We start from the raw sequence: 12,742 nt of genomic DNA on the forward strand, positions 1-12,742 counted from the left end.
GCGTGGGCTGGTACGCCTGCCTTGTCGACTTACTTCGCTTCGGCGCGCTTCGGGGGAGAGGCCGGCCACGACTTGATCAGCGTGTCGTAGTCGACGGTCTCGCCCTTCGGCTTCTCGTTCGCGAGCTTGCGCTGCGGAGCGATGGTGCCGTCCTTGGCGACCTTGGCGAACCAGTGCTCCGCGGTCTCCTTCTTGTTCAGCTTCGGACCGCAGGCACCCTGCACGCCGGACTTCTCGAGACGCTCGAGCACCGAGTCCTGGGCCGCCGCGAGCGCATCCATCGCCTGCTGCGGGGTCTTGGTGCCGGACGACGCATCGCCGATGTTCTGCCACCAGAGCTGCGCGAGCTTCGGATAGTCAGGCACGTTGTTGCCGGTCGGGGTCCACTGCACGCGGGCGGGCGAGCGGTAGAACTCGATCAGGCCGCCGAGCTTCGGCGCACGTTCCGTGAAGGACTTGTCCCAGATATCGGACTCACGGATGAAGGTGAGACCGACGTGGCTCTTCTTCAGCGACACCGACTTGGAGACGATGAACTGCAGATAGAGCCAGGCCGCCTTACGGCGATCCGGGGGCGTCGACTTCAGGAGCGTCGCGGAGCCGGCGTCCTGGTAGCCGAGCTTCATGCCTTCCTTCCAGTACGAGCCGTGCGGCGACGGAGCCATACGCCACTTCGGCGTACCATCCGCGTTCATCACGGCGATACCGGGCTTCACCATGTCGGCGGTGAAGGCGGTGTACCAGAAGATCTGCTGGGCGATGTTGCCCTGCGCCGGCACCGGACCTGCCTCCGAGAAGGTCATGCCCTGAGCCTGCGGCGGAGCGTACTTCTTCAGCCACTCGAGATACTTGGTGATCGAGTAGACCGCGGCCGGACCGTTGGTGTCGCCACCACGCTCGACCGAGGAGCCGACCGGGCGGCAGCCTTCCATGCGGATGCCCCACTCGTCGACCGGCAGACCGTTCGGAATGCCCTTGTCGCCGTTGCCGGCCATCGACAGCCAGGCGTCGGTGAACCGCCAGCCGAGCGACGGGTCTTTCTTGCCATAGTCCATATGGCCGTAGACCTTGACGCCGTTGATCTCCTTGATGTCGTTGGTGAAGAACTCGGCGATGTCTTCATAGGCGGACCAGTTCACGGGCACGCCGAGATCGTAGCCATACTTGGCCTTGAACTTGGCCTTGTAGTCCGGGTTGGTGAACCAGTCGTAGCGGAACCAGTAGAGATTCGCGAACTGCTGGTCGGGCAGCTGATAGAGCTTGCCGTCCGGCGCGGTCGTGAACGACTTCCCGATGAAGTCGTTGACGTCGAGCATCGGGTCGGTGACGTCCTTGCCTTCGCCGGTCATGTAGTCCGACAACGCAATGGTCTGGCCGTAGCGGAAGTGAGTGCCGATCAGGTCGGAGTCGTTGATCCAGCCGTCGTACACGTTCTTGCCGGACTGCATCTGGGTCTGCAGCTTCTCGACCACGTCACCTTCCTGGATGATGTCGTGCTTGAGCTTGATGCCGGTGAGCTCGGAGAACGCCTTGGCAAGCGTCTGCGACTCGTATTCGTGGGTCGTGATCGTTTCCGACACGACGTTGATCTCCATGCCCTTGAAGGGCTCGGCCGCCTTGGCGAACCACTCCAGCTCCTTCTTCTGGTCTTCCTTCGACAGCGTCGAGGGCTGGAATTCCGCGATCCACTTCTGGATCGTGGCGTCGTCGGCGGCGCGGGCGGGAGCCGCGATGGTCACCGTAGCCGCGATCAGCGCGGCTGCGCTGGTCATCGTCAGAAGACTATCCTTCGTCCTTCTCAAGTGTCGCATGTTGGTTCCTCCGGTTGCAGCGACAAACTAAACCCAGGCCCGGGTAGACCCCGGATCTGCTCTTCTTCGCGTTCTCTCAGACGGTGCGAAAGATCACCACGGCTGCGAGAAGCGAAATCAGTGTTGCGAGCCACAGGCTCGTAATCTCGAGGCCCTCGCCGATCGGCAAGGTGAAAATCGGGTCGGTGCCGACGAGGCCGATCCATACGAGATGGATCACCGCTGCCAGCACCAGTGAAATGAACAGGCGGTCGCCCCGCGTCGTCGGAATCCGCAGCACGCCGACGCGCTCGGCCTCGGGATAGACCGCCGCGAGCCATGTCATGACCGCGAGCGTCGAGGCGAGTGCTGCGAAGAAGATCGCGGTCGGCAGCGTCCAGGCCATCCATGCAATCGATTCCATGGTTGCCTCCCTTACACGCGGCCGAGCGCGAAGCCGCGCGCGATATAGTTGCGGACGAACCAGATCACCAGCGCGCCCGGAATGATGGTGAGCACACCGGCGGCGGCGAGCAGCCCCCAGTCCATGCCGGCGGCCGAGACCGTGCGGGTCATGATCGCCGCGATCGGCTTGGCCTGCACCGAGGTCAGCGTGCGCGCGAGCAGCAGCTCGACCCACGAGAACATGAAGCAGAAGAAGGCGGCGACGCCGATGCCGCTCGCGATCAGCGGGATCAGTATCTTCACGAAGAAGCGCGGGAACGAGTAGCCGTCGAGGAACGCGGTCTCGTCGATCTCGCGCGGCACGCCGGAGACGAAGCCTTCGAGGATCCACACCGCCAGCGGCACGTTGAAGATACAGTGCGCGAGCGCGACCGCCCAGGGCGTATCGAACAGCCCGATCGCCGAATAGAGGTTGAAGAACGGCAGCGCATAGACCGCCGCCGGCGCCATGCGGTTCGACAAGAGCCAGAAGAACAGGTGCTTGTCGCCGAGGAAACGGTAGCGCGAGAACGCATAGGCCGCCGGCAACGCCACCGCGATCGAGATGATGGTGTTGAGGACGACGTATTCCAGCGAATGGATGTAGCCGGAATACCAGCTCTCGTCGGTGAAGATGCGTTTGTAGTGCTGCAGGGTCGGCGTGTGCGGCCACAAGGTCATCGTCGAGACAATCTCGGCGTTGGTCTTGAAGCTCATGTTGACGAGCCAGTAGATCGGCAACAGCAGGAAGATCAGGAACAGCGCCATGATGAGGCGGCGGCCGGGGATCGAATGCATCACGCGGCTCCTTCCTGGGGTTTGCGCTCGGTGCCGGCGTTGGTCATCACGGTGTAGAACACCCAGCACACGATCAGGATGATGAGGTTGTAGACCAGCGACAGCGCTGCCGCCTTGCCGAGGTCGAACTGGCCGAGCGCGATCTTGACGAGCTCGATCGAGATGAAGGTGGTGGAGTTGCCGGGCCCGCCGCCGGTGACGACGAACGGCTCGGTGTAGATCATGAAGCTGTCCATGAAGCGCAGCAGCACGGCGATCAGCAGCACGCGGTTCATCTTCGGCAGCTGGATGGCGCGGAACACCGCCCAGCGCGAGGCGCCGTCGATCTGCGCCGCCTGGTAATAGGCGTCGGGGATCGACTTCAGGCCGGCGTAGCAGAGCAGCGCAACCAGGCTGGTCCAGTGCCAGACGTCCATCACGATGACGGTGACCCAGGCGTCGATGTCGTTCGACACGTAATTATAGTCGATGCCCATCGCGTTGAGCACATAGCCCATCAGGCCGATGTCCGGACGGCCGAAGATCTGCCAGATCGTGCCGACCACGTTCCACGGAATCAACAGCGGCAGCGCCAGGATCACGAGGCAGGCGGCGACGCTCCAGCCCTCACGCGGCATCGACAGCGCCACCACGATGCCGAGCGGCACCTCGATGGCGAGGATCACGGCAGAGAAGAACAGGTTGCGGCCGAGGGAAGCCAGGAAGCGGCCGCCGAGATCGGTCGAGGGATCGAGCAGCTCCTTGAACCAGCCGACGCCGTTCCAGAAGAACTGGTTGTTGCCGAAGGTGTCCTGCATCGAATAGTTCACGACGGTCATCAGCGGCAGGATCGCGGAGAACGCGACCACCGCGAACACCGGCAGCACCAGGAACCAGGCTTTCTGGTTGACGGTCTTGTCCATCAGGCGACCCCTTCCACCAAATGGCTGTCGGCATAGACGTGAACATGTGCCGGATTGAACACGAGCCCTGCGGTATCGCCCGACGGCGAGAAGCCGGGCGGCACGCGCGCGGCGAATTTGGCGTTGCCGACACGAACGCGGGCGAACTGGATGCGGCCGAGATCGTCGATCCGCTCGATCGTGGCTGACAAGAGCCCCGAGGCGGGAGCTGCGATGTCGACGAATTCCGGCCGCACGCCGATCTCGATCTTCTTGTCCTTCGGCAGCACGCCATAGTTCCGGTGCAGCCCGATGGTGTGGCCGTCGACCCGCGCCTCATGGCCGGAAACTTGCGCGGGCACGATGTTCATGCCGGGCGAGCCGATGAAGTAGCCGACGAAAGTATGCGCCGGCTTGTCGAACAGCTCGGCCGGCGTGCCGCTCTGCACGACGCGGCCGTCATGCATCACGACGACCGTGTCGGCGAAGGTGAGCGCCTCGGTCTGGTCGTGGGTGACGTAGATCATCGTGAGATCGAGCTCGCGATGCAGCGCCTTCAATTTCGAGCGCAGCTGCCATTTCAGCTCGGGATCGATCACCGTCAGCGGCTCGTCGAACAGCACGGCGGCGACGTCGGAGCGGACCAGGCCACGGCCGAGCGAGATCTTCTGCTTGGCGTCGGCAGTGAGCCGCGTCGCCTTGCGGTTCAGGTTCGGCGTGAGGTCGAGCAGATCGGCGATCTGCTTGACCCGCGCATCGACCTCGGCCTTCGGCACACCGCGATTCCTGAGCGGGAAGGCAAGGTTCTGGCCGACCGTCATCGTGTCGTAGATCACCGGAAACTGGAACACCTGCGCGATATTGCGCTTCTGGGTTGACAGCGGTGTGATGTCCTTGCCGTCGAACAGGATCTGGCCGTGTGACGGCGTGACGATGCCGGAGATGAGATTGAGCAGCGTGGTCTTGCCGCAGCCGGAGGGACCGAGCAGCGCATAGGCGCCGCCCTGCCGCCAGGTCATGGTGACCGGCTTCAGTGCGTAGCTATCCTGCGGCGCATGCGGGCCGCCGTAGGAGTGGGCGAGATCGACGAGGTCAATGCGAGCCATGGAGCACCTCCCTCAAACCGTTTTGTTTTCTGACGCGTTTTCTTCACGCGAACCGCTACGCACTTCGCTTGAAAACGCTTTGCCGCCGGCGGATGCGACGAGCCGATCGGCCGCATCGAAGACGAAGATGTTGTCGGGATCGAGCGCGACGTCGAGCACCTGGCCGGGCTCGTATTCATGCACGCCGTGCAGCACCGAGACCCAGTTCTGGTCGTGGACGTGGACGTGCACGAAGCTCTCCGAGCCCGTGATCTCGGTGACCGTGACATCAGCCGCGAATTTGTGGCGGCCGGCCGAGACGGTGCCGACTTCAAGCTGGTGCGCGCGAAAGCCGACGCGGTAGCTGCCGTCGGGCAGATTGGCGTAGAGGCCGGTGGCCTGCGCCTGTTCGCCGCCGCCATAGATCACCTGGCCGCCCTTCTTCTCGATGCCGATGATGTTGAGCGGCGGATCGGAGAACACCTGCGCGACGCGCAGCGTATCGGGATGGCGATAGACCTTTGGGGTCTGACCGACCTGCAGCGCCTTGCCTTCCCACATGCACACCGTGTCGCCGCCGAGCAGCAACGCTTCCGAGGGCTCGGTGGTGGCATAGACGAAGATCGCGCCCGACGCCTCGAAGATGCGCGGCAATTCGGCGCGCAGCTCCTCGCGGAGCTTGTAGTCGAGGTTGGCGAGGGGCTCGTCGAGCAGCACCAGATCGGCGCCCTTGACCAGCGCGCGCGCGATCGCGGTGCGCTGTTGCTGGCCGCCGGAGAGCTGCAGCGGGGTGCGCTTCAGATACGGCTCGAGGCGCAACAGGCCCGCCGCTTCGGCGACGCGCTTCTCGATCTCGGCGCGCGGCTTGCCCTGCACGCGCAAGGGCGAAGCGATGTTCTCATAGACCGTCAGCGACGGGTAATTGATGAACTGCTGGTAGACCATCGCGACCGAACGCGAACGCACGTCGGCGCCCGTGACGTCCTTGCCGTCGACCAGCACGCGGCCGGTGGCCGGCTTGTCGAGGCCGGCGAGCAGCCGCATGATCGAGGTCTTGCCCGACAGCGTCGGTCCGAGCAGCACGCTGAGCGTGCCGCGCTCGAGCGTCAGCGAGACGTCGCGGATGGTCTCGATGCCATCCACGACCCGCGTGACGTTTTGCAGCGTAACACTCATGTCCGTCCTCCCGCTTCGCGGAGGGGACGTTCACCTGAAACGCGGTTGGCGGCCATCCACTCGTCGAGCGCGGCGATTTCGCTCGCCGACATTCGCAAGCCCAGCTTGGATCGTCGCCAGACGACGTCTTCGGCGGTTTGGGCCCATTCGTTCGCCATCAGGTACCTGACTTCGCTTTCCGTCAAGGTGGCGCCGAAGTCGCGGCCGAGATCGGCGGCCGATTTCGCATTGCCGAGCAATTTTGTCGCACGCGTGCCATAGGCATGCGCGAGGCGGTTCGCGTGGGGCTGCGCCAGGAAGGGATAATTGCGGATCATTTCCGCTGACAGTGCTGCGACAGCCGACACGTCCATGTCGCCACCGGGCAGCGGAGATTTACCGGTCCACCCTTCCTTGGCTTTGGAACTGCGAAGGTAAGGTGACAGCCGCTCCAGCGCCTCCTCGGCGAGGCGGCGATAGGTGGTGATCTTGCCGCCATAGATCGACAGCAGCGGCACGCCGCCGGGCGTGTCGAGCTCGAACACGTAGTCGCGGGTCGCGGCCTTGGCTTCGCTGGCGCCGTCGTCATAGAGCGGGCGGACGCCGGAATAGGTCCAGACCACGTCGTCGGGCGTGATCGGCTTGGCCAGATATTCGCTGGCGGAGGCGCAGAGATATTTGATCTCCTCCTCGCTCGCCTTCACCTTCGCCGGATCGCCATCATAGTCGCGATCGGTGGTGCCGATCAGCGTGAAGTCGTCCTGATAGGGAATGACGAAGATGATGCGGCCGTCGGCATTCTGGAAGGTGTAGGCGCGGTCGTGCTCGTAGAGCTTCTTGACCACGATGTGCGAGCCCTGCACGAGGCGAACCTTGGCGCGCGCATTGACGCCGGCGCCCGACGCCAGCACCTGCTCGACCCAGGGACCGCCGGCATTGACCAGCGCACGCGCCTTGATGGTGTCGCGCGCGCCGCTGGCGGTGTCCTCGACGGTGACGTGCCAGATGCCGTCGACCTGCCGGATCTCGGTGGCGCGGGTGCGGGTGCGGATCTCGGCGCCGCGATCGGCAGCGTCGCGCGCGCTCAGCACCACGAGGCGCGCGTCGTCGACGAAGCAGTCGGAATATTCAAATCCCCTGCTGTAGCGATTCGGAATCAGCGCCTTGCCGAGCGCGTCATGGGCGAGATCGACCGAGCGCGTCGCCGGCAGCAGGTTGCGGCCGCCGATATGGTCGTAAAGAAACAGGCCGAGCCGCAGCAGCCACGCCGGACGCAGGCCGGAATGATGCGGCAGGATGAAGCGCAGGGGGCGAATGATGTGGGGCGCGATCTGCCAGAGCGTCTCGCGCTCGATCAGCGCCTCGCGCACCAGCCGAAACTCGTAATATTCGAGATAACGCAATCCGCCATGCACGAGCTTCGACGACCATGACGACGTCCCGCTCGCCAAGTCATTCATTTCGCACAGGAAAACAGTGTTGCCCCGGCCCACCGCGTCGCGCGCGATGCCGCAGCCATTCACACCGCCTCCGATAATGGCGAGGTCGTAAATCCGATCCAACGAACGCTTCCCCCGGCAACCACCTTCACTTCGGCGGTTTTACTTTCGGATCGGAGTAAATCACAACAAAAAACGAAAGCAAGACGAAAGTGGAACTTTCGGATCAGAATTTTGAGGGTTTCCTTGGCCAACCGGAAAAGTTTGCGGGCGTTGTCGGATCAGCCCGACGACATCCGTCCTTCGGGCACTTCGTAACCACAGGAATTTTCGACATGCCGAATACCGTCCGCCTGCACCGCGTGCTGACCACCAGCCCCGAAAAGATCTATCGCGCCTTTATCGAGGCCGACGCGCTGGCGAAGTGGTTGCCGCCGAACGGCTTCACCTGCACGGTGCATCATCTGGAGCCGAAGGTCGGCGGCACGTTCCGAATGTCGTTCCGCAATTTCACAACGGGCAACGGCCACGCGTTCGGCGGCGAGTACCTCGAGCTCGTTCCCGGCAAGAGCCTCCGCTACACCGACAAGTTCGACGATCCCAATCTGCCTGGGGTGATCGAGGTGACGGTGACGCTCACCAAGGTCTCGGTCGGCACCGAAGTGAACATCACGCAGGCCGGCCTGCCCGACGTGATTCCTGTCGAAGCCTGCTATCTCGGCTGGCAGGAATCGCTGCGCAATCTGGCAAAGCTCGTCGAACCCGAGATCAATCAGTAGGGCGCGTTACGCGCTGCGCAGCGTGGCGGGGACGGGCTCGGGGCTGGCGTCGTCGATGTCGCCCTGCGGCTTGTCCATCGCCACGACGACCTCGATGCCCCGGCTGTGACAGATATGGGCGAGCCCCGTGGGCAGCGCGGCGTCGGTGATGAAGGTCTGGATCTGGCCGATATGGGCGATGCGCACCGCCGCGCTGCGGCGCAGCTTGGTCGAATCGGCCACCAGCATCACGTTGCGCGCGTTGGCGATGATGGCTTGCGCGACCTGCACCTCGCGATAGTCGAAGTCGAGAAGTGCGCCCTCCTCGTCGATTGCCGACGCGCCGATGATGGCGTAGTCGACCTTGAACTGGCCGATCAGCTGGGTCGCGGTCGAGCCGACCACGGCGCCGTCGGCACGGCGCACCGTACCGCCGGCGACCACCACCTCGATCCGCGGATGACGGTACAGCAGCATCGCGACGTTGAGGTTGTTGGTGATGACCAAGAGGTCCTCATGCGAGGTCAGCGCGCTCGCGACCTCTTCCGTCGTGGTGCCGATGTTGATGAACAGCGAGCAGCCGTTCGGGATCCGCGCCGCGGCAGCGGCCCCGATCGCCTTCTTCTCCTCGGCGGCAACGAAGCGGCGGGCCTCATAGGCGAGGTTTTCCACACCGGAGGCGATGATCGCGCCGCCATGGATGCGGGTCAGCGCGCGCTGGTCGCAGAGATCGTTGAGGTCTTTGCGGATGGTCTGCGCCGAGACCTCAAATCGCTTGGCGAGGTCTTCCACCATGACCCGGCCAAAGGCCCGCGCGATGTTGAGGATTTCAGTCTGACGGTGGGACAGTCCAGCCACGGCGGCACCATGAGGTAAGCAAGTTCGCCATGGTGCGACCGTTCTCTGACGAGGTCAACGAGGGAGATGGCCTGGCGTTAAAGTCCGCGGGGGATCACGACGCCATCCGCAATTCGCCGGTGGCGAGGCGCCGGGCCGCGCGCTCGGCTTCGCGGGCGTTGCGGAAAACCTGGCCTTCGAGGCGGTCGAAACGGTGCGATGCAGCGAAGAACTGATAGCCACGCGCATCGCGCACCACGATGCCCGCGGTCTGTGAACTTACCTCAATGATATAGCTATCGGACATGCAAGCCTCGGTTCGATTTCGCGCAGACAACGGAATGGCTGCCCAATTGTTCCGCAGCCGCGCGACACTGATCCTGAGGCCAAGTGACGCGAGCGCGCCGTGACTGATGTCACCATCGATTGCCCGCAACGACGCTTGCAAGCACGACTTCGTGATAGGAAGCGGGACGGGGCAAATTGCCGACGAGGAAAGAAGGCAGAGATGACCGAGCGGATTTCCTTCGAGATCAGGCTCCTCTCGACAGCGGACGCGCCGATGTATCGGCTGATCAGACTGGAGTCGCTGCAGCAGAATCCGGAGGCGTTTTCGAGCTCGTTCGAGCGCGAAAGCCAGCAACCGCTCGCGTGGTTCGAGGAACGCCTCACCGCCTCCGATATCTTTGGCGCCTTCGGCGCGAACGGCGACCTGCTCGGCGTCGCCGGCTTTCGCGCGCAGGAGGGGCTCAAGACGGCCCATAAAGCGACCGTCTGGGGGATGTATGTCCGCGGAAGCGCGCGCGGCACCGGCATCGGCCGGCTGCTGATGGAAACGATCATCGCGCACGCAGAAGCGCGCGTGGAGCAACTGCAGCTGGAAGTGGTCGCCGACAATCAGGCGGCGATCGCGCTCTATCAATCGCTGGGCTTCGCGGCTTTCGGCCATGAAGTCAAAGCGTTGAAATACGACGGGCGGTATTTCGACGAGTTGCTGATGGTCAAATTCTTCTGATCACGTCGCGATCGTCGCACCATCACGCTGGATCGGCTGCGGCTTGCCGTTGTCGTCGATCGAGACGTAGGTGAAGTCGCCGTCGGTCACGAGGATCGACAGCCGGTCCTTGCGGCGCAGCACCCAGGCTTCGAGATGCACGGTCATCGAGGTGCGGCCTTGGCGCACCAGATTGGCGTGGACGGAGACGAGGTCGCCGACATAGACGGGCTTGCGGAACGTCATCGCCTCGATCGCGACCGTCACAGTGCGGGAGTTCGCGATCTTGGAGGCGAACACGCCGCCGCCGACGTCCATCTGGCTGAGCAGCCAGCCGCCGAAGATGTCGCCGTTGGCGTTGGTGTCGGCCGGCATCGCCAGCGTGCGGATGCAGAGATCGCCGCGCGGCTCGGTGTCGGTGCTCATGGGGGCGTGGACGTGCGTGTCGGTCACTTGCGAATCCTTCACTTGAACGTCTCCCAGCCGGCATCGGGGGCAAAGCGGCCGCCGAACTTTCGTATGAGCGCGCGCAAGGTCGTCACCACGTTCTCGACGCCGCGGGTGCGCGCATAGTTCAGCGGGCCGCCGCGGAACGGCGCGTAGCCGGTGCCGAAGATCATGGCGCCGTCGACCACGTCGGCATTGTCGACGATGCCCTCGCGCAGCGCGGCGACGCAGACATTCGACATCGGCAAGACCAGGCGGTCGATCATCTCGTCGGTGACGCGCGGGCCGGTCTCGGGCAGCGGCGCCTTGACCGCCTTGCCGTCGGTCCAGGTGTAAAAGCCCTTGCCGGTCTTGCGGCCGAGCTCGCCCTTGGCGACCTTCTCGCGCAGCCAGGCCGGTGTCGGCGGCAGCATGTCGCCGAATTTCGAGCGCAGCATGTCGCCGACGTCGAGGCAGATATCGAGGCCGACCTGGTCGGCGAGCTCGATCGGGCCCATCGGCATGCCGAACTCGACGGCGGCCGCGTCGATCAGGCGCTGGTCGATTTTCTCGTCCAGCATCACCATCGCCTCCAGCATGTAGGGCGTCAGCGCGCGGTTGACGAGGAAGCCGGGCGAGCTCTTCACCGGCAGCGGCAGACGATCGATCGCTCCGACGAAGGCACGCGCTTCCTGGAGCAGCGCGGCGTCGGTGCCGTCATGGCTGACGACCTCGACGAGTTGCAGCCGCGACACCGGATTGAAGAAATGCAGGCCGAGCAGCCGCTCGGGCCTCGCGAGCGTGGTGCGCAAATCCTGCAGCGGGATGCTGGAGGTGTTGGTGGCGAGGATCGTGCCCGGCTTCATCTTCGGCTCGAGGCCGGCATAGACCTTCTGCTTTAGCTCTAATTTTTCCGGCACCGCCTCGATGATCAAATCGGCATTGCGGACGCCCTCGCCGTCCATGTCGGGGATCAGGCGATCGAGCGCGTCGCGCTGGTCGGTGCGCTTGCGCATGATCTTGCCGAACAGCTCGGCGGCGCGCTTGATCGCGCCCGCGATCGGCTCGGCCTTCATGTCGGCCAGCGTGACGCGCATGTCGCGGTTGGCGCACCAGGCCGCGATATCGCCGCCCATCGCGCCGGCGCCGATCACGTGGACATGGCGGACCTTGTTGCCACTGCCTGCGAGCTTCTTCATCTGCTCGCGCAGGAAAAACACGCGGATCAGGTTCTGCGCCGTCGGCGTCACCATCAGATTGGCGAACGAGGCCTTCTCGGCATTCAGCATCTCGGCGCGATCGCCGCCATGCATTTCCCAGAGATCGATCAGCGCGTAAGGCGCGGGATAGTTCTTGTGCGGCGCGGCCTTCTCGGCCTCGGCGCGCATGCGGCTGGCGAGAAAGCCCCTGACCGGACCGAGATTGAGCAGCGTGACCAGCGGCCCGGGTCGGGCGCGCTTCAGCCGGCCGAACACCGCATCCTTCACGGCGTTGCGGACGTGGCGCTCTTGGGCTACGGCATCGACCAGGCCCAGCGCCTTGGCGCGGCGGGCGTCGATGGTCTTGCCGGTCAGCATCATCGTCATCGCCTGCATGGGATTGACGAGCTGCGTGAAGCGCACGGTGCCGCCGAGGCCGGGATGCAGGCCGAGCATCACCTCGGGGAAGCCGAACCGCGCATCATCGATCGCGATCCGCATCTGGCAGGCCAGCGCAACTTCGAGCCCGCCGCCGAGGCAGAAGCCGTGGATCACGGCGACGCTCGGCACGCGCAACGCCTCCAGGCGATCGATCACCGCATGGGCCCGGCCGATTGCGGTCTCGACCGTGCGAGGATCGGTGGCGCCGCGGAATTCATTGACGTCGGCGCCGGCGATGAAGCCGCTGGCCTTCGCCGAACGGATGACGAGGCCGGCCGGGCGCTGGTTCTCCAGCGCGGTGACGACCGCATCGAGCTCTTCGAGCAGATCGGCCGACAATGTGTTGGCGCTGGCGCCTTCGCGGTCGAACAGCAGCCAGGCGATGCCGTCCTCGTCGCGGGTGAGCTTGAAATTCCTGTAGGGGTTCTCGGCTGATGGCTTCGGCCCGAGCTCGAGCACGCGATCGCCGAGGACGTCCATGATCGTGCTTTCCAT

General features: G+C 64.4%; 13 protein-coding genes. 2 read left to right on the forward strand and 11 right to left on the reverse strand.

Translation table 11 applies throughout. The annotated features are described in order from the left end of the window. Nucleotides 1-29: 29 nt before the first annotated feature. The 7 genes from JQ604_RS06410 to glpD form a co-directional block, all read right to left on the reverse strand. Entirely contained in the window at nt 30-1,772 is a 1,743-nt protein-coding gene (locus tag JQ604_RS06410; RefSeq protein WP_212354455.1) for an ABC transporter substrate-binding protein, read from the reverse strand. A gap of 115 nt (nt 1,773-1,887) precedes the next feature. Further along, nucleotides 1,888-2,214, reverse strand: a complete 327-nt coding sequence (locus tag JQ604_RS06415; RefSeq protein WP_212354457.1) for a DUF2160 domain-containing protein — start codon at nt 2,212-2,214, stop codon at nt 1,888-1,890. 11 nt (nt 2,215-2,225) lie between these two features. Continuing rightward, complete coding sequence (locus tag JQ604_RS06420) at nt 2,226-3,032, reverse strand: carbohydrate ABC transporter permease (protein WP_212354459.1); 807 nt, start codon at nt 3,030-3,032, stop codon at nt 2,226-2,228. Continuing rightward, nucleotides 3,032-3,934, reverse strand: a complete 903-nt coding sequence (locus JQ604_RS06425) for a carbohydrate ABC transporter permease (protein ID WP_212354460.1) — start codon at nt 3,932-3,934, stop codon at nt 3,032-3,034. The genes JQ604_RS06420 and JQ604_RS06425 overlap by 1 nt, the downstream gene beginning before the upstream one ends. Then, nucleotides 3,934-5,019 carry an ABC transporter ATP-binding protein gene (locus JQ604_RS06430; protein WP_212354463.1) on the reverse strand — a complete coding sequence of 362 codons (1,086 nt, stop codon included), beginning with the start codon at nt 5,017-5,019 and terminating at the stop codon, nt 3,934-3,936. The genes JQ604_RS06425 and JQ604_RS06430 overlap by 1 nt, the downstream gene beginning before the upstream one ends. A gap of 12 nt (nt 5,020-5,031) precedes the next feature. After that, nucleotides 5,032-6,174 (reverse strand): ABC transporter ATP-binding protein, encoded by a 1,143-nt coding sequence (locus JQ604_RS06435; RefSeq protein WP_212354465.1) that lies wholly within the window; start codon nt 6,172-6,174, stop codon nt 5,032-5,034. Continuing rightward, nucleotides 6,171-7,715 carry a glycerol-3-phosphate dehydrogenase gene (gene glpD, locus JQ604_RS06440; protein WP_212354467.1) on the reverse strand — a complete coding sequence of 515 codons (1,545 nt, stop codon included), beginning with the start codon at nt 7,713-7,715 and terminating at the stop codon, nt 6,171-6,173. Before glpD ends, JQ604_RS06435 begins: the two co-directional genes overlap by 4 nt. A gap of 212 nt (nt 7,716-7,927) precedes the next feature. Between glpD and JQ604_RS06445 the strand changes: the two genes are divergently transcribed. Further along, nucleotides 7,928-8,371 carry an SRPBCC family protein gene (locus JQ604_RS06445; RefSeq protein ID WP_212354469.1) on the forward strand — a complete coding sequence of 148 codons (444 nt, stop codon included), beginning with the start codon at nt 7,928-7,930 and terminating at the stop codon, nt 8,369-8,371. Nucleotides 8,372-8,377: 6 nt separating this feature from the next. Here the strand turns inward: JQ604_RS06445 and JQ604_RS06450 are convergent, their stop codons facing one another. Next, a complete protein-coding gene (locus JQ604_RS06450; protein WP_212354471.1) occupies nt 8,378-9,208 on the reverse strand; it encodes a DeoR/GlpR family DNA-binding transcription regulator in 831 nt (276 codons plus the stop codon). A 94-nt stretch (nt 9,209-9,302) separates the two neighbouring features. Beyond that, nucleotides 9,303-9,494, reverse strand: a complete 192-nt coding sequence (locus tag JQ604_RS06455; protein ID WP_212354473.1) for a hypothetical protein — start codon at nt 9,492-9,494, stop codon at nt 9,303-9,305. 99 nt (nt 9,495-9,593) lie between these two features. Here JQ604_RS06455 and JQ604_RS06460 point away from each other — a divergent pair, with 99 nt between their 5' ends. Continuing rightward, nucleotides 9,594-10,202 (forward strand): GNAT family N-acetyltransferase, encoded by a 609-nt coding sequence (locus JQ604_RS06460; RefSeq protein WP_349631058.1) that lies wholly within the window; start codon nt 9,594-9,596, stop codon nt 10,200-10,202. Here the strand turns inward: JQ604_RS06460 and JQ604_RS06465 are convergent, their stop codons facing one another. Both JQ604_RS06465 and JQ604_RS06470 read right to left on the reverse strand, forming a co-directional pair. Then, entirely contained in the window at nt 10,203-10,634 is a 432-nt protein-coding gene (locus JQ604_RS06465) for an acyl-CoA thioesterase (RefSeq protein ID WP_212354475.1), read from the reverse strand. A gap of 11 nt (nt 10,635-10,645) precedes the next feature. Further along, nucleotides 10,646-12,742, reverse strand: coding sequence for a 3-hydroxyacyl-CoA dehydrogenase NAD-binding domain-containing protein (locus JQ604_RS06470; protein WP_212354477.1), 2,097 nt, complete (start codon nt 12,740-12,742; stop codon nt 10,646-10,648).

This window comes from Bradyrhizobium jicamae (genome assembly GCF_018130695.1).
Taxonomy (GTDB): domain Bacteria; phylum Pseudomonadota; class Alphaproteobacteria; order Rhizobiales; family Xanthobacteraceae; genus Bradyrhizobium; species Bradyrhizobium jicamae_B.

Excerpts from the sequence above, each read along its gene's own strand:
- JQ604_RS06410 (WP_212354455.1), bottom strand. The coding sequence starts at position 1,772 with ATGACCAGCGCAGCCGCGCTGATCGCGGCTACGGTGACCATCGCGGCT.
- JQ604_RS06415 (WP_212354457.1), bottom strand. The coding sequence starts at position 2,214 with ATGGAATCGATTGCATGGATGGCCTGGACGCTGCCGACCGCGATCTTC.
- JQ604_RS06420 (WP_212354459.1), bottom strand. The coding sequence starts at position 3,032 with ATGCATTCGATCCCCGGCCGCCGCCTCATCATGGCGCTGTTCCTGATC.
- JQ604_RS06425 (WP_212354460.1), bottom strand. The coding sequence starts at position 3,934 with ATGGACAAGACCGTCAACCAGAAAGCCTGGTTCCTGGTGCTGCCGGTG.
- JQ604_RS06430 (WP_212354463.1), bottom strand. The coding sequence starts at position 5,019 with ATGGCTCGCATTGACCTCGTCGATCTCGCCCACTCCTACGGCGGCCCG.
- JQ604_RS06435 (WP_212354465.1), bottom strand. The coding sequence starts at position 6,174 with ATGAGTGTTACGCTGCAAAACGTCACGCGGGTCGTGGATGGCATCGAG.
- JQ604_RS06445 (WP_212354469.1), top strand. The coding sequence starts at position 7,928 with ATGCCGAATACCGTCCGCCTGCACCGCGTGCTGACCACCAGCCCCGAA.
- JQ604_RS06455 (WP_212354473.1), bottom strand. The coding sequence starts at position 9,494 with ATGTCCGATAGCTATATCATTGAGGTAAGTTCACAGACCGCGGGCATC.
- JQ604_RS06470 (WP_212354477.1), bottom strand. The coding sequence starts at position 12,742 with ATGGAAAGCACGATCATGGACGTCCTCGGCGATCGCGTGCTCGAGCTC.